Origin of the sequence: Bradyrhizobium sp. HKCCYLRH2060 (assembly GCF_051168135.1) — a bacterium.
Taxonomy (GTDB): Bacteria; Pseudomonadota; Alphaproteobacteria; order Rhizobiales; family Xanthobacteraceae; genus Bradyrhizobium.
In genome coordinates this window covers 93503-116646 of record NZ_JBNPUK010000009.1, presented here as the reverse complement: position 1 = coordinate 116646, position 23144 = coordinate 93503, and the positions used below count along the sequence as shown (strand labels likewise).

Genomic DNA, 23144 nt, shown 5'->3' with positions numbered 1-23144 from the left:
ATGCAATCAAAGGAATTGCGGAGAATTGCATGGATTGGCTCCCTACACTTTCCGAATGGCAAGGGCCGCTGTTCGTCCGCATCGTCGATGCGCTCGCCGCGGATATCGCGAGCGGACGGCTGCTGCGTGGGCAGCGGCTGCCGACGCACCGCAGCCTCGCGGCGGAGCTGAGGATCGATCTGACGACGGTCACACGCGCCTATAGCGAGGCGCGTCGTCGAGGCTTGATCGAGGGGCGCGTCGGGCAGGGGACGTTCGTGTCCGAGACCACGGCGCGTGCGTCTCCGGACCAGCCGGCCACGGTCACCATCGACCTCTCGATGAACCTGCCGCCACAGCCGGTCGAGGCGCAGCTCGAACGGCGGATCGAGCAGGGGCTTTCGACCATTCGCACGGAGGCCGGCTTGAGCGCGTTTCTGAGCTACGCGCCGCCGGGCGGCAGCGTGGACCAGCGCGAAGCTGCCGCCCTCTGGCTGCAACCGCGGCTGTCTCATGCCTCGCCCGAGCGGATCGTGATCTATCCGGGATCGCAAGCGATCATCTTCAATGCTCTGCTGGCGCTGACGCAGCCGGGCGATGTCGTCGTGACGGAGGCGCTCACCTTTCCCGGAATCAAGGCAGCCGCTGCGCAGCTCGGTGTGCGTCTCATCGGGGCTGCCATGGATCTGGAGGGGGTCCGGCCCGACGCGCTGGATGACGCCGTGCGCAAGCACCGGCCGAAGGCGGTCTATCTGGTTCCGACACAGCAGAATCCGACTACCGCGACGATGAGCGCCGGACGGCGGCAGGCAATCGCCGACATCATCCGCAAGCGCAACACCGTGCTGATCGAGGATGATGCCTATGGCCCGCTGGAGCCGCGCGTCGCGCCGATCGCGACCTTGATCCCCGAGCGAACCTATTACGCGGCCAGCATCGCCAAATGCATCGCGCCGGCCCTGCGTGTCGCCTATCTGCTGGCGCCCGACGACAAGGCCGAGCAGATGATGCGCGTCAACCTGCAGGCAACGATGCAGATGCCGGCGTCGCCGATGGTTGCGCTGGTCACGCACTGGCTGAAGTCCGGTGTCGCCGACGAGATCATCCGCGCCATCCGCAACGAGGCCGCCGCCCGTCAGCAGCTCGCGTCGCGTCTGCTGAAGGGAGTGACCTATGCCGCGCGTCCCGCCAGTCATCATCTTTGGATGCCGCTGTCGCCGCAGCTCGACGGCACCGACCTGCTGTCGCATCTGATGCGGAACGGCCTGGCCGTCGTCGGTGAGGTCGCGTTCGCGGTCGGCCAGCCGGCACCGCGCGGTCTGCGTCTCTCTCTCGGAGCGGCACGCAACCGGGCCGAGCTCGGCCAGGCATTGCAGGTGCTGTCGCGCGCAGTCACCGCGCGCTCCGTCAGACAGATCGTATAGCGCGATCCCCGGGCGTTCACATCCCCCGGTATAATGGAGGCGCCACCGAATTGCAGATAAGCCTCTGCGACCTCCGTCATCCTGAGGGCACGCATGAGCATCGAAAAGCCGTCTCACACCTGGCTCCGGTCCGATGAGGGAGGCGGCATCTCGCGTCGACGCTTCGTCAAGGCGTCGGCGGTCGCCGTCAGCGTCTCGATAGCCGGCGAAGCGCTCGCCGACGATCTGACCGACGTGCCGGCGCGGGAGCCGGGTGATGCGTTGTCCGCCTTCAGCGCGCGCTCGCCCTATGTTCACATCGGACGGATTCCGGAGGCGACGCCCGGCAAGCGGAATGTCGATCCCGCCGATGCGATCAACTCTAAGACGCCACTCGACAGGCTCGTCGGCACGATCACCCCGTCGGATCTGCACTATGAGCGCAGCCATTCCGGTGTTCCGAACATCGATCCGGCCAGGCACAGGCTGCTCATCCACGGCATGACACGCGAGCAGCTTGTGCTGACGCCCGATGACATCGCGCGAATGCCCTCGATCTCGCGCGTCGTTTTCATCGAGTGCACCGGCAATGGCTGGGAGAACTGGAAGAAGGCCGACCCCAATCTGACGGTGCAGAATACCCATGGTCTCGTCAGCAGCAACGAATGGACCGGTGTCCCGCTTCGCCATCTGATCGAGCTGGTCGGCAAGGATCATCGCTCCGCCTGGATGCTGGCCGAGGGCGGCGACGCGGCGGGCGTTGCACGAAGCATCCCGCTCACGGATGAGATCATGGACGAGGCGTTCGTCGCCTATGGCCAGAACGGCGAGCCGCTGCGGCCGGCCCATGGCTTCCCGTTGCGTCTCATCATGCCCGGATTCGAAGGCAATCTGAACATCAAATGGCTGCGCCGCCTGAAATTCGGCGACGCGCCCTGGATGACGCGCTGGGAGACCGCGCGCTACACCCAGCTGCTGGCCAACGGCAAGGCGATGCAGTTCCAGCTCAGGATGGAGACCAATTCCGTCATCACCTCGCCCTCGGGGACGATGACGATCCGCCCCGGCTACAACCGCATCACCGGCCTGGCCTGGAGCGGCCATGGTCGGATCGCAAAGGTCGAGGTGAGCACCGACGCGGCCCGAACCTGGCAGCAGGCCCGGTTGAACCATCCCGTGCTGCCGAAGGCGCAGGCGCGCTTCCAGCTCGACTGGCAGTGGGACGGCAAGCCCACCAGGATCGTCAGCCGCTCGACCGACGAGAAGGGCAATGTGCAGCCCGATCGCAAATCGTTCATCGCGAAGACCGGGACCAACGCGCTGTTCCATTACAGCGCCCAGCAGACATGGAGTATCAGCGGCGATGGGAAGGTCAGCAATGTTCTCGCCTGAGCGCCTTTTCGCTACCGCGCTGGCCGCGGCGCTTCTCGTCTGTCCGGCACATGCGGCCGAATTCGGACGCCCGGCAACGGCGCAGGAGATCAGGCTATGGGACATCGACGTCCGTCCCGACGGCAAGGGCTTGCCAGAGGGCAGCGGCACGGCCGCGCGTGGCAGGGAGCTGTTTGCCGAGAACTGTGCCGCCTGCCATGGCGAAGGCGGGCAGGGCGGCATCAAGGATCGTCTGGTGGGCGGTCAGGGGACGCTCGCCTCTGGCAATCCGGTGAAGACCGTCGGCAGTTTCTGGCCTTATGCCACGACCTTGTTCGACTACATCCATCGCGCCATGCCGTACCAGGCTCCGGGCTCGCTCAGCGTCGACGACTACTACGCATTGTCGGCCTACATCCTCAGCCTGAACGGCATCCTGCCGCCGGACGGCCGTCTCGATCAGGCCTCGCTTCCGAAGGTTAGAATGCCGAACCGCGACGGCTTCGTTCCCGTGCCGGAGTTCAGCAGGGTGCGGGCGCCAAAATGAGCGGATCAGGCTGCCGGCAATCCGCCGGCCGGGGCCTCGTGATCGGGTGGACGCTCGCTCTGCTCGGCCTTCTGACATTGTCGACAACGATCGGAGCACAAGCCATGGACCCGAACGGGCTGATCACGATTCAAAGCCATAATGATCCGAGCACCACGATGCGGAAGCTGCAGGACGCGGTCACATCGAGGGGACTGACGATCTTTGCTCATGTCGACCATCGGGCCGGCGCCGTCGAGGCGGGCATGACGCTGCGCCCGACCGACCTGCTGATCTTCGGCAGCCCCAAAGGGGGAACGCCGCTGATGCAGGCCGCACAGACCAGCGGCATCGATCTGCCCCTGAAGGTCCTCGTGTGGCAGGACGCCGAGGGCCGCACCTGGTTGTCCTACAATGACCCGGCCTGGCTGCTGGGGCGTCACGGCCGACCGGCGGCGGCCGAGCCGGCCGTGCGGGCCATGACCGGCGCGCTCGAGGCGATTGCCGGAGCCGCGGCGTCCGAAGCGTCGCCGCAATAGGGGCGCATGCCATGCCGCGCATATCCTGGCGTTCGCTGTGGGGAGAGATGGCGTCGGATGCCCGCACCATGGGGGCCGGCGCCTATCTGCTCGTCGCAGCATTGCTGTCGATGCTGGTTGCGGTGATCGTCGTCGCGGTTCTCGGCTGGTCGTCCGCAGAAGGCACCGACGTGCCGTCGTCAGGCTATGCCGCGATGGCCATCGGCGTGCTGTTCTCGCTCGTATGCGGCATCGGGCTGATGGTGCTGGTGTTCTATAGCAGCCGTGCCGGCTATGATGAGCCGCCGACGATCGTGTCGCGGGACGCCGACGATCAGCCAGGTCCGCCGGGCCTGGTCTAGGCGGATGTTGCGGCGTGGCAAGATAGAAGCGGGGCTGATTAACCTCACACTGGACAACGTCCAAGCCCTGGCAGTAGCGCCCGGCGTTGAGCCCGCCGATATGCTGAAGTGGCCTCGTCAAATCTAAAAGCAGTCACGTTTAGAGGAGGGCTGGTGAACCCCTGGCATTGGCAATGCCGATCGCGCAAAACCAGATCACCGACGCAGCGGCCGATCGGTTTCGGGCCGTCTCAGCGACTGCCACGCGGAGTGGGTGTGGCGGCGGAGAAGAACCATATCGACGGCTCCGATTCCGGACTCTGCTGATTGACCGTTCCCAACAGAGGGGCAGGACCGATCGCAAGAGGAGCCTACGAGCCGGGATCGTCGATCAGCGGCTTTGGCCGGGCAAACAGCTCCAACTTCTCCTTGCGGTCGATGACGATCTCTCGTCCGCGGATGCGAACCCCATGGCTCGTAAGTTGGGCAAGACTGCGTGACAGGTTTTCGCGCGTCGTGCCGATGTGGGAGGCCAGCGTGCCGCGGTCGAATGGAATGACGATATTCGCCTGCGCCGGTTCGCGCTGGGCTTCGGCAAGTATCCAGTTGGCGAGGCGCTCGATGCTCGACCGGGCCAGGGTGCCCTTCAGCTTCTTGACAGAAGCGCGATAGGCATACGCCAACTCCTGAGCGACAATCCGTGCGAATGCGATGTCTTCGTCGAAGAGTGCCCTTACATCGCGGGCCGGGATCAGCAGCACCCGCGACTCGGTCAGTGTGCGGGCTGAATTGAGATACGCCTGATCGACCACGACTGCAGCAAGTATGAAGGTCGACACGGGACGAAGCAGCGAGATGCCCCACTCGGCCTCATCCTGCTCGGTGTAGATTTCCACCAATCCGCCAATCAGCACATGCAGGAAGTCGGCCTGATCTCCCTCGCGAGCCAACCGCACTCCGGCCGGAAATTGCTGCAGTAGAGCCGCGCCGAGCAGCCGCTTCAAATTCTCGTCGCTGAGGTCCGCGAACAGCGGCAGCGTCTTCAACTGGGCGAGTTCGTCGGGGCGCAAGCGAAGCTCCAGCGGTTACTCATCTGCTATCGCCCCGAACTGTGACAAAAGTCAATTGCATACGTGCGGTCTGATAATCCGATCTGGAGCATTTGGCAGATTGTGGCCGACCGGGCCGTCCGGTTGATGCATCGCAAAACCTTTCCCGGGTGCCCCGAATAACTGCTGTGGCGTCGAATTCATACGTCGAGGCCACCATGGACGCCGTAGATTCTAGCCCTGAGCACCGAACGCGAGCACTCTGGCTCTCAACAATCTCGTTCACGATCTGCTTCGCGGTGTGGACGATCTTCTCGATCATCGGCATCCGGATCAAGCAAGAGCTCGATCTGAACGAAACCGAGTTCGGCCTCCTGATCGGCACCCCGATCCTGAGCGGCTCGCTGATCCGGCTGATGCTCGGCATCTGGACCGATCAGTATGGCGGACGCCGCGTCTATACCGTCGTGATGCTCGCTGCCGCGGTCGCGACCTATCTTCTGACCTGGGCGCATACCTATCCGCAATTTCTCGTCGCCGCGCTCTTCGTAGGAATCGCCGGTGGCTCGTTCGCGGTCGGTGTCGCCTACGTGTCGCGGTTCTATCCGACGGCCAAGCAGGGCACTGCGCTCGGAATCTTCGGCGCCGGCAATGTGGGCGCCGCCGTCACGAAGTTCGTGGCGCCGTTCGTGCTGGTCGCCTATGGCTGGCAGACCGTGGCCCAGGTCTGGGCGCTCGCGATCGGCGTCATGGGAATCGTCTTCTGGCTGTTCTCCGAGGAGGACCCGGTGGTCCGTTCGCGAAGACAGCGCAACCAGAAGGCCGGCAGCGCCTGGCTCGAGCTCGCGCCGCTCAAGAACATCCAGGTCTGGCGCTTCGCGCTGTACTACTTCTTCGTCTTCGGCGCCTTCGTCGCGTTGTCGCTGTGGCTGCCGCAATACCTGATCAAGGTCTACGGCGTTGGAATCCAGTCGGCCGGCATGATGGCCGCCATGTTCTCGTTTCCGGCCAGCGTATTTCGCGCCTATGGCGGACACCTGTCCGATCGGTTCGGCGCCCGTCGCGTGATGTACTGGACTTTCCTGGTGGGTGTCGCCGCGACCTTCCTCCTGTCCTATCCGCCGACGGACTATGTCGTGACGACGGTGAACGGAAAGGTCGGCTTCCATCTGGAGATGGGGCTGGTCCCGTTCGTCGTCATCGTCTTCGTGCTCGGCTTCTTCATGGCGCTCGGCAAGGCTGCGGTCTACAAGCACATTCCCGTCTACTATCCGAACAATGTCGGGGCCGTCGGCGGCCTGGTCGGCATGATCGGCGGGCTCGGCGGATTCGTGCTGCCGATTGCGTTCGGCGCGCTGGTCGATCTCACCGGTCTGCGAACCAGCTGCTTCATGCTGCTGTTCCTGCTGGTCGCGGTCGCGCTGGTCTGGATGCATCTCTCGATCCGGCAGATGGAGCGCGGCGTCGCCGGCGAAGCGCTGAAGAGGCTGCCGGAGCTGCCGGAAATGGAGGAAATTCACCGGCCCGAGCACATCGGAGCTCTGTCCGGCGCGATCCTCACCGATTGGCGGCCCGAGGACGACACGTTCTGGAGAGAGAAGGGCCGAGCCATCGCGCGACGCAACCTCTGGATCTCCATTCCGGCACTGCTGTTGTCCTTCGCGGTCTGGCAGGTCTGGTCTGTCGTGGTTGCGAAGCTGCCTTCGGTCGGCTTCAAGTTCACGACCGATGAACTGTTCTGGCTGGCGTCGCTGCCTGGGATCTCCGGTGCAGTTCTGCGCATCTTCTATTCCTTCATGGTGCCGATCTTCGGCGGCCGGCTGTGGACCACGCTGGCCACGTGGTCGCTGCTGATACCCGCGATCGGAATCGGCTATGCGGTGCAGAATCCGGCGACGCCCTATCCGGTGTTCCTGATACTGGCTCTGTTGTGCGGCTTCGGCGGCGGCAATTTCGCCTCGTCGATGGCCAACATCTCCTTCTTCTTTCCTCGCGCCGAGAAGGGCAACGCGCTCGCGCTCAATGCCGGCCTCGGCAATCTCGGCGTCAGCGTCGTCCAGTTCGTGGTGCCGATCGTGATCACGGTCGGAGTCTTCGGCTGGTTCGGCGGAGATCCGGCGATGACGAGTGGGTCGCAGCCGACGCCGATCTGGCTGCAGAATGCCGGCTTCGTCTGGGTGCCGTTCATCGTCGCCAGCGCTTTCGCCGCCTGGTTCGGGATGAACGACATCGCCTCCGCGAAAGCGTCCTTCGCCGATCAGGCCGTCATCTTCCAGCGGCGGCACAACTGGATCATGTGCTGGCTCTACACCGGCACGTTCGGCTCGTTCATCGGCTATTCTGCGGGCTTCCCGCTGCTGGCAAAGACCCAGTTCCCGGCCGTCGACGCGTTGCAGTTCGCGTTCCTCGGGCCGCTGGTGGGTGCCTTGTCGCGGTCCGCGACGGGCTGGATGGCCGACAAATGGGGCGGCGGGCGGGTGACCGTCGGGGTGTTCCTGCTGATGATGGCCGGTGTGCTCGGGGTGCTCTACTTCCTCGGCATCAAGGATCAGCCCGGTGCATTCTGGGGCTTCTTCGCGATGTTCCTGCTGCTGTTCTTCGCGACCGGCGTCGGCAATGCATCGACCTTCCAGATGATCCCCAACATCATGCGCCAGGAAATGATCCGGCTCATGCCGACTGCGGACGCGGAGACGCGGCTGCGCCAGGCCGAGAAGGAATCCGCTGCCATCACCGGCTTCACCTCCGCGATCGCCGCCTTCGGCGCATTCTTCATTCCCAAATCCTACGGCACCTCGATTGACCTCACCGGCGGCGTGCAGGCCGCCCTCTGGGGCTTCTTCGGCTTCTACGTCACCTGCGTGCTGATCACCTGGGCCGTCTACACCCGCAAGGGCGGCGTCCTGCACGACGTCGAACGGCGCCGAGCGATCGCGACCGCTGCCCAACCCGCTGAATGAGGACGTAAACGATGAGCCATTTTCTCGATAGGCTGACCTTTTTCACCCGGGCCAAGGAGGAGTTCGCAGACGGACACGGCGTGACGACGACCGAGGACCGTTCCTGGGAGGAGGGCTATCGCAAGCGCTGGCAGCACGACAAGATCGTGCGCTCGACGCATGGCGTGAACTGCACCGGCTCCTGCTCGTGGAAGGTCTACGTCAAGGGCGGCATCGTCACCTGGGAGACCCAGCAGACCGACTACCCCCGGACGCGCCCTGATCTTCCCAATCATGAGCCGCGCGGCTGCGCCCGCGGCGCGAGCTACAGCTGGTACCTCTATTCCGGAAACCGGGTGAAATATCCGCTGGTGCGCTCGCGGCTGCTCAGGCTGTGGCGCGAGGCGCGGGCGCGGATGACGCCGGTCGCGGCCTGGAAGTCGATCGTCGAGAATCCGGACAAGCGCTCGGACTACGTGCAGAAGCGCGGACTGGGCGGCTTCGTGCGGGCGAGCTGGGCCGAGGTCAACGAGCTGATCGCGGCGGCCAATGCCTATACGGTCAGGGCCTATGGTCCGGACCGGGTGTTCGGGTTTTCGCCGATCCCGGCGATGTCCATGGTGAGCTACGCGGCCGGCGCGCGCTATCTGTCGCTGCTCGGCGGCGTCTGCATGTCGTTCTACGATTGGTATTGCGACCTGCCGCCGGCCTCGCCGCAGACCTGGGGCGAGCAGACCGACGTGCCCGAAAGCGCGGACTGGTACAATTCGGGCTTCCTGATGCTGTGGGGCTCCAACGTGCCGCAGACGCGTACGCCGGACGCGCATTTCTATACGGAGGTTCGCTACAAGGGGACCAAGAGCGTCGTTGTCTGCCCGGACTATTCCGAGGCGGCGAAATTCGCCGATCTCTGGCTGTCGCCGAAGCAGGGCACCGACGCCGCGCTCGCGATGGCGATGGGTCACGTGATCCTCAAGGAGTTTCACATCGACCGGCAGACGCCATACTTCAACGACTATGCGCGCCAGTATACGGATATGCCATTTCTGGTGCGGCTGGTGAAATCCGAGGGACGGCTCGTTCCTGAGCGGTTCGTGCGCGCCTCGGATTTCGCCACATCTCTCGACGAGGCCAACAATCCCGAATGGAAGACCGTCGCCTATGACGAGATCAGCGGCGCCATTGTCGTACCCAAGGGATCGGTCGGCTTCCGCTGGGGCGAAAAAGGCAAGTGGAGCCTGGAAGAGAAGAGCTCGGCGAACACCGATACCCGGCTGCGGCTGTCCCTGGCCGGCATCGAGGACGACATCGCGCCGGTGGGATTCCCTTATTTCGGCAACCGTCAGCACGATCACTTCAGCGGCACCAATCATCCGGACGTGCTGACCCGCAACGTGCCGGTGAAGCGACTTCGTCTTGCCGATGGCGAGGCGATCGTGGCCACTGTCTTTGACTTGTTCGCCGCCAATTATGGCGTCGATCGCGGCTTCGGCGGCGACCACATCGGCAAGAGCTACGACGATCTGGAACCGTACACCCCGGCATGGGCCGAGGCGATCTGCGGCGTGCCGCGCGGCGAGATCATCGCGGTGGCCCGCGAGTTTGCCTCGAATGCGTCGAAAACCAGGGGGCGCTCGATGGTCATCGTCGGCGCCGGTCTGAACCACTGGTACCACATGGACATGAACTATCGCGGCATCATCAACATGCTGGTGATGTGCGGCTGTGTCGGCCAATCCGGCGGTGGCTGGTCGCACTATGTGGGCCAGGAAAAGCTGAGGCCGCAGTCGGGCTGGACGCCGCTCGCCTTTGCGCTCGATTGGGGACGCCCGCCCAGGCAGATGAATTCGACTTCGGCGTTCTACGCCCACACCGACCAATGGCGCTACGAGACGGTCAATGTCAGCGAGATTCTCTCACCGACCGCACCGGCCGGTTCTTGGGACGGCGCGCTGATCGACTACAATGTCCGCGCCGAGCGCATGGGATGGCTGCCGTCCGCGCCGCAACTGCAGGCCAATCCAATCGAGGTATCCAAGCGCGCAGCCGCCGCCGGCCTGGAGCCGAAGGACTACGTCGCGAAGGCCTTGAAGTCGGGCGAGCTGAAGCTCTCCTGCGAGGATCCCGATCAACCGAAGAACTGGCCCCGCAACCTGTTCGTCTGGCGCTCGAACCTGCTCGGTGCCTCAGGCAAGGGCCACGAATACTTCCTCAAGCATCTGCTCGGCACCAAGCATGGCGTGCTCGGCAAGGACCTCGGCGATCAGGGCCACAATAGGCCGGTCGAGGTCACCTGGCATGAGGAGGCTCCGGAAGGAAAGCTCGATCTGCTGGTCACGCTCGACTTCCGGATGTCGACCACCTGCATGTATTCGGACGTCGTGCTGCCGACCGCCACGTGGTACGAGAAGAACGACCTCAATACGTCCGACATGCATCCCTTCATCCATCCGCTTTCGGCGGCGATCGATCCGGTGTGGGAATCGCGCAGCGATTGGGACATCTACAAGGGGATCGCCGAGGCGTTCTCCAGGGTCGCGCCCGAAGTGCTGGGACTCGAGAAGGACGTCGTGCTGACGCCGATCATGCACGACAGTCCGGGCGAAATCGCGCAGGCGTTCGACGTCAAGGACTGGAAGCAGGGCGAGATCGATCCGATCCCCGGCAAGACCATGCCGGCGGTGACGGTGGTCGAACGTGACTATCCGAATCTCTACAAGCGCTTCACCTCGCTTGGTCCGCTGATGAACAAGCTCGGCAATGGCGGCAAGGGGATGGCCTGGAACACCGACCATGAGGTCGAGCTCCTGAAGCGCCTCAACGGCGTCGTCGCTGAGGACGGGCCGACCCAGGGGCTGGCTCGCATCGACAGTGCGGTCGACGCCTGCGAGGTGATCCTCAGCCTGGCGCCGGAAACCAATGGCGAGGTCGCGGTCAAGGCGTGGTCGTCGCTGGAGCAATTCACCGGCCGCGACCATGCTCATCTCGCCATTCCCAAGGAGGATGAGAAGATCCGGTTCCGCGACGTCGTCGCGCAGCCGCGCAAGATCATCTCGTCGCCGATCTGGTCGGGGCTCGAGTCCGAGAAGGTCTGCTACAACGCCGGCTACACCAACGTCCACGAGCTGATCCCCTGGCGGACGCTGACCGGCAGGCAGCAGCTCTATCAGGATCACCTGTGGATGAGGGCTTTCGGCGAGGGCTTCTGCGTCTACCGGCCGCCGATCGATACCAAGACAGTCAAGCCGGTGATCGACCGCAAGCCGAACGGCAATGCGTCCGTCGTCCTGAACTTCATTACGCCGCATCAGAAGTGGGGCATCCACTCCACCTATACCGACAACCTCCTGATGCTCACCTTGTCGCGTGGCGGTCCCATCGTGTGGATCAGCGAGATCGACGCAAAGGCCGCCGGCATCGCCGACAATGACTGGATCGAAGCCTACAACAGCAATGGTGCGCTGGTTGCGCGCGCAGTGGTCTCGCAGCGGGTCAAGCAGGGCATGTGCATGATGTATCATGCGCAGGAGAAGATCGTGAACGTACCGGGCTCCGAGCAGACCGGGCAGCGCGGCGGCATCCACAATTCGGTCACGCGTGTCGTTCCGAAGCCGACGCACATGATCGGGGGCTACGCCCAGCAGGCCTATGGCTTCAACTACTATGGCACGGTCGGCGCCAACCGCGACGAGTTCGTCATCGTCCGGAAGATGTCGAAGATTGATTGGCTGGACCAGCCGACTGCTGACCGGTCGGCCACGACCCCCTCGGAGGCTGCAGAATGAAGATCCGTGCTCAAATCGCCATGGTGCTCAATCTCGACAAGTGCATCGGCTGCCACACCTGCAGCGTGACCTGCAAGAACGTCTGGACGAGCCGCGAGGGGATGGAATACGCGTGGTTCAACAACGTCGAGACCAAACCGGGCGTCGGCTATCCCAAGGATTGGGAGAACCAGTCTCGCTGGAAGGGCGGCTGGTCGCGCAATCGCGACGGGTCGATCCAGCCGCGGATCGGCGGCAAGTGGCGGGTTCTGGCGAACATCTTCGCCAACCCTGATCTTCCTGAGATCGATGACTACTACGAGCCGTTCACCTTCGACTATCAGCACCTGCAGAGTGCGCCCGAGGCATCGGCGATGCCGACCGCGCGGCCGCGCTCGCTGGTGTCCGGAGAGCGGATGGAAAAGATCGAGTGGGGGCCGAACTGGGAAGAGATCCTGGGCGGCGAATTCGCCAAGCGCTCTCGGGACATCAATTTCGACGGCGTGCAGAAGGAGATCTACGGCCAGTTCGAAAACACCTTCATGATGTATCTGCCGCGGCTGTGCGAGCACTGCCTCAATCCGGCCTGCGTCGCATCCTGCCCGTCCGGCGCGATCTACAAGCGCGAGGAGGATGGCATCGTCCTGATCGATCAGGACAAGTGCCGCGGCTGGAGAATGTGCGTCTCCGGCTGCCCCTACAAGAAGATCTATTATAACTGGTCCTCGGGGAAATCGGAGAAGTGCATCTTCTGCTATCCTCGGATCGAGGCGGGGCAGCCGACCGTGTGCTCCGAGACCTGTGTCGGGCGCATTCGCTATCTCGGTGTCGTGCTGTATGACGCGGACCGCATCGCCGAGGCCGCGTCCAAGCCCGACGAGGGCGATCTCTACCAGGCCCAGCTCGACGTCTTTCTCGATCCGAACGATCCCAACGTCCTTGCAGAGGCCGAGCGCCAGGGCATTCCGCATGCCTGGCTGGAGGCAGCGATCCGGTCGCCGATCTGGAAGATGGCGATGGAATGGAAGGTCGCCTTCCCCTTGCACCCGGAATACCGGACCTTGCCGATGGTCTGGTACGTGCCGCCGCTGTCGCCGATCACGTCGGCGGCTTCGTCCGGCAAGATCGGGCACGATGGCGAGATGCCCGACGTCAAGTCCTTGCGCATTCCCATGCGGTACCTCGCCAATCTGCTGACTGCGGGCGACGAGAAGCCGGTGACGCTGGCGCTCGAGCGAATGCTGGCCATGCGTGCCTATATGCGGGCCAAGACCATCGATGGCGTGGTCGACGAGGCGATCGCGAGGCGCGTCGGCCTGAGCGGCGCGCAGATCGACGACATGTACCACATCATGGCGATCGCCAACTACGAGGACCGCTTCGTGATCCCGACCGCGCACCGCGAGCTCGGTGCCGACGCGTTTGATATCCGCGGCTCCTGCGGCTTCTCGTTCGGCAACGGCTGCTCCGGGGGCGAGAGCGAAGTCAACCTGTTCGGGTCGCCGCGCAAGACCAAGAATCCGATGGAGGTCGCCTGATGAAGACGTTCAAGGTGCTGTCGGCGTTGCTGAACTATCCGAGCGGGGAATTGATCGCGGCCATCCCGGAGCTCGCGCGAGTGCTCGACCAGGAAGGCCTCGTCCAGCCTGGCATTCGCCGGGAGCTCGACGTGCTGCTGCAGGAGATCGCCTCGGGCGACGTCTACGACCTGCAGGAGCGCTACGGCCTGCTGTTCGACCGCAGCAAGACCCTGGCGCTGCATCTGTTCGAGCATGTCCATGGCGAAGGCCGCGACCGCGGCCAGGCCATGGTCGACCTGCGCGCCATGTATGACAAAGCCGACCTCGTCATCGCCGGCAACGAGCTGCCTGATTATCTGCCGCTGTTCCTCGAATTCCTCGCCATCCGGGAGCTTGCGGATGCGCGCGAGTTGCTCGGCCAGACCAGCCACATCATCGCCGCGCTCGCGGAACGATTGGGGCGCCGGCAGTCGAGCTATCGGGCGGTGTTCGACGCGCTGCTCCAGATCGCCGCGGACCAGCCCCGCGCGGAGATCGTCGATGAGCTGCTGAAGGCGGCGGACGTGGATCCGATGGACCTGCACGCGCTCGACGCGGCCTGGGAGGACGAAGAGGTCAGGTTCGGCCCGGGAGGCGGCGACCGGGCAGCCTGTGGGCACGACAATCTGATCGCAAAACTGCGCCACGCCAAACGTGCGGTCAACGCGCCGCCGTCACAGTTGCAATGAGGGGATTGGCCATGCAAACGCTCAATGCCATCGTCTTCGGCTGGTATCCCTATCTCTGCCTGACCGTCTTTCTGATCGGCAGTCTGATTCGATTCGACCGCGAGCAGTACACGTGGCGCTCGGGCTCGAGTCAGCTGCTTCGGCGGCGCCAACTAATCTGGGGCTCGAACCTTTTCCATGTCGGGATCCTTTTCATTTTTGCGGGGCATTTCGTCGGGCTGCTGACGCCGATCTGGGTGTTTGACATGCTCGGCGTGTCGCACGGCTTCAAGCAGATGCTCGCGATCGTCGCCGGTGGCGGCGCCGGGCTGATGTGCCTGGTCGGCATTTCGCTCCTCGCGCATCGCAGGCTCTTCGATCCCAGGATCCGCGCGACGTCGTCTTTTGCTGACACGGGTATCCTTCTGGTGCTGTTCGTCCAGCTGCTGCTTGGCTTGGCGACCATCCCCGTGTCGCTCGGTCATCTCGATGGTCACGAGATGGTCAAGTTCATGGCCTGGGCGCAGGGCATTCTCACGTTGCAGCCTGGAATCGCCGCCAACATTGTCGACGTCCATCCGATCTTCAAGGCGCATCTGGTCCTGGGAATGACCATCTTCCTGCTCTTCCCCTTCACCCGCCTGGTCCACATCTGGAGTGCGCCGGTGTGGTATCTCGGCCGCCGCGGCTATCAGGTGGTGCGCAGCCGCGACGGACGCCGTCATCTTGTGCAACCGATTCAGCCTGCGGAGTAACCGATGGACTGTTCATTGGGCGCGGCGCTTCCAAAGCCGAAGATGGTCAGTGTGAACGGGGTCGTGATCGAACGCGACGTCATTGCCCGGGAAGTTCAGAACCATCCGTCGGACAAGCCGATCCTCGCCTGGCAAGCGGCGGCGCGCGCGCTTGCGGTGCGCGAATTGCTGAGACAGGAGGTCAGGAGGCTCGGCGTAACGGCCTCCCCTCTGCGCGATGCCGAAGGTCGCAGCGAAACCGAGGAAGAAGCGGCGATGCGGGCGCTGATCGCGCGCGAGGTTCTGATACACGAGCCGGACGAATCGACGTGCCGTCGCTTCTACGATCAGAACAGGCAACGGTTCCTTGTCGGCGAGCTCTACGAAGCGTCGCACATCCTGCTGATCGCGCCGAGCAGCGATTCGCTGGCTCGATCGGCTGCGCGAGACGAGGGGCGGACGATCATGGAGGCCGTGCGGAGAAGCCCGGAGGTGTTCGAGACCATCGCGCGCGATCGCTCCGACTGCAGGGCCTCGGCGGAGAATGGTGGCAGGCTCGGGCAGCTGTCGCGTGGGCAGACGACCGCCGAGTTCGACGCCGCGCTGGCCCGGATGTCGGTTGGAGAGGTCGGTCTGATTGAGACACGCTTTGGTATCCATGTCGTGCGCCTTGACCGGCGGGCCCCCGGACAAGTCCTGCCGTTCGACATGGCGAGGGCGCGCATTTCGCAATATCTCACCGAGCGTGTCCGGCACCAGGCGCTCGCGAAATATGTCGCCGATCTGGCAGGCCGCGCGGCGATCGTTGGCGTGACTTTGCCGGCGCCGCAATCGGCGCTGCCGCAGTAGAGGGGGCGATCATGCTGCTCGGGGATCTCATTCACGATCTCAGCGACGACGCGAAGTCGAGTGCGGTGTTGCAGGGGTGTGGCGACCTTACGCTCCTGGTGCGCGTCAGCTCTGTCGCGGATCGCCTCGGCGAGGATGTCGGTGAGTATGCGTCGGCTGCTGTCCGGCGCTTTGCAAATCTCGCCGAGAACGAGGATTGGCTCGGGTTGATGAGCGCCATCGACAGAGCCGCCGATCCCGCGATCGTCTGTCTGACGTCCATGATCAAATGGTCGCTGCAGAGGGATGAAATCGATCACTCCTAGGCCGGGTCCGCCACAGGCTATCTGTGCTGGAGGAGTGGGTTGGACATGTCGAAGCATCAAGCTGATGTTGGGATTCGCATGCACGATGAGATGGTAGAGAAGGTCGGTGTTGAGGCCGCGCCGCTCGTGGCGCTCGTCTACGACGACGGGAAATATCCCTACGAGACGTTCGATCACCTCGTGGATCACTCGCGTCGAGTGCGATTGAAGGTCGCCGGCGCACTGCAGCGAAGGCTGTTCCTCGACGAAAATCGCCGGTGCGACGTCCTGCTCGAGGAGATCGACACGGCCAATCAAACCCCGATCTTCGAGGATCGTGGATCGGGAGCGAGAGGTTGCCGGCTGGATGAATCGGCGCTGGCAGAGGTGACGGTTCGAGTCCTCGCCAGCCTGGATGCGCGTCCAAACATCCTGGTGTTGAACAAATTTGGCAAGGCAGAGTGCGAGGGACGCGGAACGCTTGATCTGATTGCCCGCGCGCTGGACCTCGCGATACCGACGATTGTCGGCGTGCCGCGCAGCAATATCGATGCCTGGAGAGATTTCTCCGGAGATATGGGGATTGAGCTCGAAGCCCGCGGAGACGTGGAGCGGTGGCTGGAAAGTGTTCGGCAGGATCGAACTATAAACTCAGCCAGCCAGCTGCGCTGATCGCGATTGCGAGCAATCGACGGGTCGGGGGACACAGAACTGCCGAGCCGGGCCGCCGAAGATATCTGCCGGCTGACATGGATGTTCCTCGACGCGACAGGGAGTCCGCCGGTCGTGCTGGAGTCGTCATCACGACGCTGATGACGCGAAATGTTGCGCTCCGACAAAGAATGGCCGGTCGGGCCCGACTAGCATCTTTCCGATGGTCGGGAGATTGTATGGCGCAAGCTCATTGCTCGCGCTTCCTTCGGGCGTGAGGGGACTGTGTTCCTCCGGGCGCCACGGCAATTGCCGAATGGCGCAGCGTCGTCGCGAGTGCTGCGTCCGCGATCAAGAACTGGAGCAGCTCATGATTGGAGCGAAAATCTCGCGCTGGACGATGAGCTATTTCGCGGCAGCGCTGGGGTGGCTACTCGTTGCCTTGGCAATGCTGGTCGGCGGACTCGGTTACCCCGCTGCAGACCTCGGCGCTCCCGATACGCTTGTCGTTGTGCATGCGGTCTGCATCGGTTGGCTCAGTCTCTCGGTATGCGGCGCCTTGTTCCAGTTCGTTCCCGTTCTCGTCGCAAGGCCGCTCCCCTTCGACAAATGGGCCTTGCCGGCCTTGTTCCTCATCAACGTCGGTCTGGTCTGCCTGATATCGGGTTTCCTCTCACTGGCCGGACGAATTGCTCCAGCCGCTTGGCTTCTGCCGGCCGGCAGCGTGGTGCTCGGCGCCGGTCTGGCGATGGTCGCGCTCGATCTGGGCCTGACTCTCTTCAGCCAGCCGAAGGGGTCTGCTCTATTTGTCATCGCCGGACTTGGCTCGTTATGCGCGACTGTCGCGCTCGGCGCCGCGTTCTCGTTTGCTCTCGCCGGATCGGCGGGCACCTTCGGCGCCGCGCTCCTGGCCGCGGCGATTCCGATCCATGCGATTGCCGGGCTGGGAGGCTGGCTGACCCTGACCGCCATGGGGGTGAGCTATCGCCTGCTGGCCATGTTCATGCTCTCGGCGGACCTCGGCGATCGACAGAGCACATCCGCGCTGAAATTTGGTGCGCTCGCGCTATCGGTGGCAGTCGTGGGCGGATTGTTCGCAATCGGCCTCGCAGCCGAGCTCGGAGCCGTGCTCATCCTCGCTGCTGGTCTTGGGGTGATCTCGCTTGCGCTGTATGGACGGGACATCGCGACGATCTATCGCTCCCGCAAACGGCGCCAGCTCGAGCTGAACATGCGGATGGCAACCGTGTCTTTCGCCAATCTGGCGGCGACGGTGGCGCTCGGCACCGTCATCATCGTCACCGGAAAGGTCGGCGTTCATGTCGGCGCGTTCGCGTTCTTGGCCGTGTTCGGCTGGCTGTCTGGTCTCATATTCGCGAAGCTCTACAAGATTGTCGCCTTTCTGACCTGGCTCGAAACCTACGGTCCCGTGATGGGGCGCGGCCCGACGCCACGGGTTCAGGACCTGGCGGTGGAACGCCGGTCCGAGAAGTGGTTCATCATCTATTTTCTAGGCGTCTGGGCGGCGACCATCATGTTGATGATGGGCGAGGACCAGGCGTTTCGCGGCGCCGCGGCGGTCATGGCCGTGGGCAGTATTGGAATCATACACGAGCTTGTGCGAGTCCGACGTCTTTCCGATGTTGCGGGCTCCCGGAGGCTTCCGGCCGGAGCCATCGCGCCAAGCCTGTTGTTCGCCAGAAACTAGGAGGGAAGCCATGATCGCGTACATTGACGTCGACGTCCGACCGATTCTCAGGGCCGGAGGCGAGCCGTTCTCCATCATCATGGACGCGGTTGGCCGGCTGGCGCCAGGCCAGGGCGTGCGGCTGATCGCGAGCTTCAGGCCGATTCCGCTGCTCTCCGTCATGGCAAAAAAGGGCTTCGCCCACACCGATCGACCGCTCGACGATGGCGACTGGGAAGTGCTGTTTTCGCCGCTGGCTGCCGAGGACGCCGGTCAGGAAGACGCTGGTGCCAGCCTCGCATTCGAGCGATGGCCAGATCCCGTGGTCACGCTCGACAACCGGGAGCTCGACCCACCCGAGCCGATGGTGCGCATCCTTGCGGCCGCAGAGGAGTTGGGCCCTGGAGAGACCTTGTCGGCACTTCTGGGGCGCGAGCCGGTGTTCCTGTTCCCTGAACTTGAGAAACGTGGCTTTCGCTGGCTCGGCGGGTTTACGCCGGATGGATCGACCTACGAACTGTCGGTGAGGGCTCCGCTATGAGCCGCGATGTCATCGACCGCATCCGCGACGCCATGCGCGTGGTCATCGATCCGGAGCTGGGAGAAAACGTGGTCGATCTCGGCTTCATCTACGACATCACGGCGACGGATGGCGTTGTGCATGTCACGATGACGGCCACGACGCCCGGATGCCCCGCAACAGGTTTTCTCAAGGAAGGGGTCGCATGCAGCATTGCGGAGATTGCGGGCGTCGAAGCCGTGGACGTGACGATGACATTCGATCCGCCTTGGACCCCATCCAGAATTGATCCGGCCGTTCGTGCTGCGCTGGGTTTCGACAACGTCAATTGACCGAACGAAAGCGAAAAGCTGGTGGCTGCTCGGCCGGGAACAGTCCAGGTTCGCGCGGCAGCACGGAGAGGCGGCGTCGGTACTCCCGCTCGTCGAAGAACACGTCAACCGTCGCGGACGCCTTCGGCTCATCGCCCGAGTGCGTCTGTCGTGTTCTGTCTTCAAGTCCTATCGTCTGTCTTGCTTCGCTACCTCAGCAAGATTGCTTGCTTCGGTCGTCCGGTCCGGAAGCCACTCCCGCGCGTTGGCGCGGAGCCCGGGGACGTCGAGCAGGTTGATCGCGCGACAGGCGATCTGCTCGATGACGTCATCGAGCGACTGGGGCTTCAGGTAAAACGCCGGCACTGGCGGCGCGATGATCGCGCCGATCTCGGTGGCCTGCGTCATCGCTCGGAGATGACCGAGATGCAGCGGGCTCTCCCGCACCAAGAGGATCAGCCGGCGGCGCTCCTTGAGTTGAACGTCGGCGGCGCGGACCAGGAGGTTGTCGAGCTGGCCCCAGGCTATCGCCGATAGGGTGCGGATCGAGCAGGGCGCCACGATCATGCCGGCTGCAGAAAACGAGCCGCTGGCGATGCTCGCGCCGATGTCGGCGACATCATGAGCATGCGCCGCCAGATCGCGCAGCCGCGCCAGGCTGCCCTGGCCGACCTCCTCGTGCAAGGTGCGCACGGCAGCGTCAGACACCACGAGATGGGCCGTGCATTGCGGTTGCTCCGCGAGCCGTTCGACGATGCGCACACCGATCGCGGCGCCCGAGGCGCCGCTGATGCCGACGATGACGTGGTGCCGTCCGCTCATGCCGAGGCCACCCGACCGGCCCCGCCCTCGCCGAGGCCGAGGCTCGGCCACATCGCGTCGATGCGTGCCGCTACGGCGGGGTCCATCGCCAGCACCTCGCCCCAGGCGCGCTCGGTCTCGGCGCCGAGCTTGGTTGTGGCGTCGATGCCGAGCTTGCCGCCGAGGCCGGATTTTGGCGAGGCGAAGTCGAGATAGTCGATCGGCGTGTTGGCAAGCGGCACGAGATCGCGCGAGGAGTCGCTGCGCGTCGCGACGGCCCACATCACCGCGCGCCAGTCGCGGACGTCGATGTCCTGGTCGACCACGATGAGGAGCTTGGTGTAGCTGAACTGCGGCAGCATCGACCACAGGCCGAGCATGATGCGGCGGGCTTGGCCCGGATAGCGCTTCTTGATCGCTACGACGGCGATTCTGTAGGAGCAGGCCTCTGGCGGCAGATGGCAGTCGACCACCTCCGGGAATTGCTGCCGGATCAAAGGGACGAACAGCGTATTCAGCGCCTCGCCAATTCGAGACGGTTCGTCCGGCGCGCGTCCCGTGAACGTCGACAGATAGAGCGGGCTGCGACGCGTGGTGATCGCGGTGACCTGCAGCACCGGAAAGTTCTCGACGGCGTTGTAGTAGCCGGTGTGATCGCCATAGGGCCCCTCCGGCGCGGTTTCGGTGGCCGACACGACGCCCTCGATCACGATCTCGGCGGCCGCCGGCACCGTCAGGGGCACGGTGAGGCATTCGACCAGCTCGGGGCGGTCGCCGCGCAGGATGCCGGCGAAGCGCAGCTCGGAGATGGTCTCGGGCAATGGCAGCACGGCGCTGAGGATGGTGGCGGGATCGGCGCCGATCACGATCGCGATCGGCATGTCGCGCCCCAGCGCCTGCCACTGCTGGTGGTGGCGGGCGCCGCCGCGATGAGCGAGCCAGCGCATGATGGCACGATCGCGGCCGAGCACCTGCATGCGGTAGACGCCGACATTTTCCTGCTCGCCTGTGGATGCGTCCGGCGGGACGGTGATGACGAGCGGCCACGTCAACAGCGGCGCCGGCTCGCCCGGCCAGCAGATCTGGGCCGGCAAGGTGGTCAGGTCGATGTCATCGCCCATGGTGACACATTCATGCACCGGCGCGGCTGATCGCAGCCTCGGCCGGGTCGACAGCGCCGCGCGCGCCAGCGGCAGCTTCTGCAGCGCTTCCCTGATGTCGCGCGGCGGTTGCGGGGCGCGCAGCTCCGCCATCATCTTGCCGAGCTCCGCCAATCGTTCGGGCTGCACGCCCATGCCCCAGGCCACCCGCTCCACGGTGCCGAACAGATTGGTGACGAGCGGCATTGCCGAGAGTGAGCCGCACGCCTTGATCGGCCGTTCGAACAGCAGCGCGGGCCCTTCGGCGGAGATGACGCGGCGATGGATCTCGGTGATTTCGTGGACGACCGAGACTCTGTCGCGAATGCGTCGCAGCTGTCCCCGCTCGTCGAGAAAGCGCAGGAAATCCGACAGCTCGCGGAAGCGAGGGACATCACGTCGCAACGATAGGCTCCGTTCAAAAAACGCCTCGTAGCTGGAACAATCAGTGTGATCTTTGTTCCGCGTCAAATACTTCCCCCGCCGATCCGGCCAGAGCTTGTGCCATGAGTTCTCTTCAGGACGCGTCTTCGACCTCACTGCCCCTGTTGCCGCCGCTGCTCAGGCAGGCGCTGCGTCCGTTGCCGTTGCTGCCGCTGCAGATTGCGCTCGGCGCTTTCCTGCGCGGGCTTCTGCGCCGACATCCGCATCTGCTCGACCGGCTCGGGTCGCATCGCGGAAAGCGCTTTGGCATCAAGCCGACCGATCTGCCGTTCGCATTCGTGATTCAGGCGGGCCCGCAGCAGCCGCAACTCGTGGCGGTGCGCGAGCTGCCCACCGGCCTCGATGCCTCCATCTCCGCATCGATCGTGAGCCTGCTGGCGCTGGTCGAGGGCCGGCTCGACGGCGATGCGCTGATGTTTTCGCGTCAGCTGGTCATCGAAGGCGATATCGAGGCGGTGCTGGCGCTCCGCAATGCGATCGACGATGCCGGTCTGGATCTGGTCGCTGAGATCGCGACGCTTTCGGGGCCGTTCGGCGTGCCCGCGCAACGCCTGCTCGCGGCCGCGCGCGACTCGCTGCTGAGATTGACGACGAACGAAAGCGGGATGCGACGATGGAGCTGATCTGTCCGGCAGGGACGCCGGCGGCGCTGAAGAGCGCGGTCGAAGCCGGTGCCGATGCCGTCTATTGCGGCTTCGCCGACGAGACCAACGCCCGCAACTTTCCCGGGCTGAATTTCAGCCGCGCGCAGATGCGCGAAGGGATCACGTTCGCGCATCGGCGCGGCGCCAAGGTGCTGGTCGCGATCAACACCTTCCCGCGCGCCGGCGCCGTCGATTTGTGGCGTCGCGCGGTCGATGATGCCGTCGAGGCCGGGGCTGACGCGCTGATCCTTGCCGATGTCGGGCTGATGGACCATGCCGCGCGGCGCCATCCCGAACAGCGACTGCATGTCTCGGTGCAGGCGGCGGCGGCGAATGTCGACGCGATCGCGTTCTACGTCGAGAATTTCGGCGCCCGCCGCGTGGTGCTGCCGCGCGTGCTGAGCGTGCCCGAGATCGCCGAGATCACCCGTGAGACGGCCTGCGAGACCGAGGTGTTCGTGTTCGGCGGACTTTGTGTGATGGCCGAGGGCCGCTGCTCGCTGTCCTCCTACGCCACCGGCAAGTCACCGAACATGCAGGGCGTGTGCTCGCCGCCCAGTCACGTCGCCTATCAGGAGACGCCACAGGGAACGACCTCGCGGCTCGGCGGCTTCACCATCAACCGCTTCGGCCGCGACGAGCCGGCCGGCTATCCGACACTGTGCAAGGGCCGCTTCTCGACCACGCAAGGCGCCGGCTACATCTTCGAGGATCCGGTCAGTCTCGATGCCACGACCCTGCTCGCGGGTCTGCGCGAAGCCGGCGTCACCGCGCTCAAGATCGAGGGCCGCCAGCGCGGCCGCGCCTATGTCGACAGCGTGGTGCGGCATTTTCGCAGCGTGCTGGCAGCGCTCGATGCCGGCCGGTCCACCGAGGCGGCCGACCTCACGGCATTCACCGAAGGGCAGGCCACCACGCAGGGCGCCTACCGCAAGACCTGGCGTTAGACGACATGACAATGGC

21 protein-coding genes are annotated in these 23144 nt (G+C 64.4%); 18 read left to right on the top strand and 3 right to left on the bottom strand.

The window, feature by feature from the left end; all coding sequences use genetic code 11:
• Positions 1 to 29 precede the first annotated feature (29 nt).
• The 5 genes from ACQR10_RS18775 to ACQR10_RS18755 all read left to right on the top strand — a co-directional run bounded on the left by ACQR10_RS18775 (position 30) and on the right by ACQR10_RS18755 (position 4159).
• Positions 30 to 1403 (top strand): PLP-dependent aminotransferase family protein, encoded by a 1374-nt coding sequence (locus tag ACQR10_RS18775; protein WP_315803372.1) that lies wholly within the window; start codon positions 30 to 32, stop codon positions 1401 to 1403.
• A gap of 93 nt (positions 1404 to 1496) precedes the next feature.
• Complete coding sequence (gene soxC, locus ACQR10_RS18770; RefSeq protein WP_315803373.1) at positions 1497 to 2774, top strand: sulfite dehydrogenase; 1278 nt, start codon at positions 1497 to 1499, stop codon at positions 2772 to 2774.
• Entirely contained in the window at positions 2761 to 3300 is a 540-nt protein-coding gene (locus ACQR10_RS18765; protein ID WP_315803374.1) for a c-type cytochrome, read from the top strand. Before soxC ends, ACQR10_RS18765 begins: the two co-directional genes overlap by 14 nt.
• 104 nt (positions 3301 to 3404) lie before the next feature.
• A complete protein-coding gene (locus ACQR10_RS18760) occupies positions 3405 to 3818 on the top strand; it encodes a DUF302 domain-containing protein (RefSeq protein WP_315803375.1) in 414 nt (137 codons plus the stop codon).
• An 11-nt stretch (positions 3819 to 3829) separates the two neighbouring features.
• A complete protein-coding gene (locus tag ACQR10_RS18755) occupies positions 3830 to 4159 on the top strand; it encodes a hypothetical protein (RefSeq protein ID WP_315803376.1) in 330 nt (109 codons plus the stop codon).
• 350 nt (positions 4160 to 4509) lie between these two features.
• Here ACQR10_RS18755 and ACQR10_RS18750 read toward each other — a convergent pair whose 3' ends face one another.
• On the bottom strand, positions 4510 to 5208 hold the full coding sequence (locus ACQR10_RS18750) for a helix-turn-helix domain-containing protein (protein WP_316217453.1): 699 nt from the start codon (positions 5206 to 5208) through the stop codon (positions 4510 to 4512).
• A gap of 197 nt (positions 5209 to 5405) precedes the next feature.
• On the opposite strand from ACQR10_RS18750, the gene ACQR10_RS18745 reads away from it, so the two are divergent.
• The 11 genes from ACQR10_RS18745 (at position 5406) to ACQR10_RS18695 (ending at position 19174) form a co-directional block, all read left to right on the top strand.
• The gene (locus tag ACQR10_RS18745; protein WP_316217452.1) at positions 5406 to 8147 is read left to right on the top strand and encodes a nitrate/nitrite transporter; all 2742 of its coding nucleotides are present in this window, start codon (positions 5406 to 5408) and stop codon (positions 8145 to 8147) included.
• Positions 8148 to 8158: 11 nt separating this feature from the next.
• The gene (locus ACQR10_RS18740; protein WP_316217451.1) at positions 8159 to 11911 is read left to right on the top strand and encodes a nitrate reductase subunit alpha; all 3753 of its coding nucleotides are present in this window, start codon (positions 8159 to 8161) and stop codon (positions 11909 to 11911) included.
• Complete coding sequence (narH, locus tag ACQR10_RS18735; RefSeq protein WP_316182412.1) at positions 11908 to 13428, top strand: nitrate reductase subunit beta; 1521 nt, start codon at positions 11908 to 11910, stop codon at positions 13426 to 13428. Before ACQR10_RS18740 ends, narH begins: the two co-directional genes overlap by 4 nt.
• Complete coding sequence (narJ, locus tag ACQR10_RS18730) at positions 13428 to 14138, top strand: nitrate reductase molybdenum cofactor assembly chaperone (protein WP_316217449.1); 711 nt, start codon at positions 13428 to 13430, stop codon at positions 14136 to 14138. The genes narH and narJ overlap by 1 nt, the downstream gene beginning before the upstream one ends.
• 11 nt (positions 14139 to 14149) lie before the next feature.
• Entirely contained in the window at positions 14150 to 14872 is a 723-nt protein-coding gene (narI, locus tag ACQR10_RS18725; protein ID WP_316217448.1) for a respiratory nitrate reductase subunit gamma, read from the top strand.
• A gap of 15 nt (positions 14873 to 14887) precedes the next feature.
• Positions 14888 to 15700 carry a peptidylprolyl isomerase gene (locus tag ACQR10_RS18720; protein ID WP_316217447.1) on the top strand — a complete coding sequence of 271 codons (813 nt, stop codon included), beginning with the start codon at positions 14888 to 14890 and terminating at the stop codon, positions 15698 to 15700.
• A gap of 11 nt (positions 15701 to 15711) precedes the next feature.
• Positions 15712 to 16005: a hypothetical protein gene (locus ACQR10_RS18715; RefSeq protein ID WP_315803383.1), complete on the top strand. Its 294-nt coding sequence runs from the start codon at positions 15712 to 15714 to the stop codon at positions 16003 to 16005.
• A gap of 45 nt (positions 16006 to 16050) precedes the next feature.
• Positions 16051 to 16656 (top strand): DUF2478 domain-containing protein, encoded by a 606-nt coding sequence (locus ACQR10_RS18710; RefSeq protein WP_316217446.1) that lies wholly within the window; start codon positions 16051 to 16053, stop codon positions 16654 to 16656.
• Positions 16657 to 16951: 295 nt separating this feature from the next.
• The gene (locus ACQR10_RS18705; protein WP_316217445.1) at positions 16952 to 18343 is read left to right on the top strand and encodes a hypothetical protein; all 1392 of its coding nucleotides are present in this window, start codon (positions 16952 to 16954) and stop codon (positions 18341 to 18343) included.
• A 10-nt stretch (positions 18344 to 18353) separates the two neighbouring features.
• Positions 18354 to 18863, top strand: coding sequence for a DUF2249 domain-containing protein (locus ACQR10_RS18700; RefSeq protein WP_315803386.1), 510 nt, complete (start codon positions 18354 to 18356; stop codon positions 18861 to 18863).
• The gene (locus ACQR10_RS18695; protein WP_316182424.1) at positions 18860 to 19174 is read left to right on the top strand and encodes a metal-sulfur cluster assembly factor; all 315 of its coding nucleotides are present in this window, start codon (positions 18860 to 18862) and stop codon (positions 19172 to 19174) included. The genes ACQR10_RS18700 and ACQR10_RS18695 overlap by 4 nt, the downstream gene beginning before the upstream one ends.
• A 168-nt stretch (positions 19175 to 19342) precedes the next feature.
• On the opposite strand, the gene ACQR10_RS18690 is transcribed toward ACQR10_RS18695, so the two are convergent.
• On the bottom strand, positions 19343 to 19975 hold the full coding sequence (locus tag ACQR10_RS18690; RefSeq protein WP_316217444.1) for a UbiX family flavin prenyltransferase: 633 nt from the start codon (positions 19973 to 19975) through the stop codon (positions 19343 to 19345).
• A complete protein-coding gene (locus ACQR10_RS18685) occupies positions 19972 to 21498 on the bottom strand; it encodes a UbiD family decarboxylase (protein WP_316182427.1) in 1527 nt (508 codons plus the stop codon). Before ACQR10_RS18685 ends, ACQR10_RS18690 begins: the two co-directional genes overlap by 4 nt.
• A gap of 143 nt (positions 21499 to 21641) precedes the next feature.
• Between ACQR10_RS18685 and ubiT the strand changes: the two genes are divergently transcribed.
• Both ubiT and ubiU read left to right on the top strand, forming a co-directional pair.
• A complete protein-coding gene (gene ubiT / locus ACQR10_RS18680) occupies positions 21642 to 22160 on the top strand; it encodes a ubiquinone anaerobic biosynthesis accessory factor UbiT (protein ID WP_316217443.1) in 519 nt (172 codons plus the stop codon).
• Complete coding sequence (ubiU, locus tag ACQR10_RS18675; protein WP_316217442.1) at positions 22151 to 23128, top strand: ubiquinone anaerobic biosynthesis protein UbiU; 978 nt, start codon at positions 22151 to 22153, stop codon at positions 23126 to 23128. Before ubiT ends, ubiU begins: the two co-directional genes overlap by 10 nt.
• Positions 23129 to 23144 lie beyond the last annotated feature (16 nt).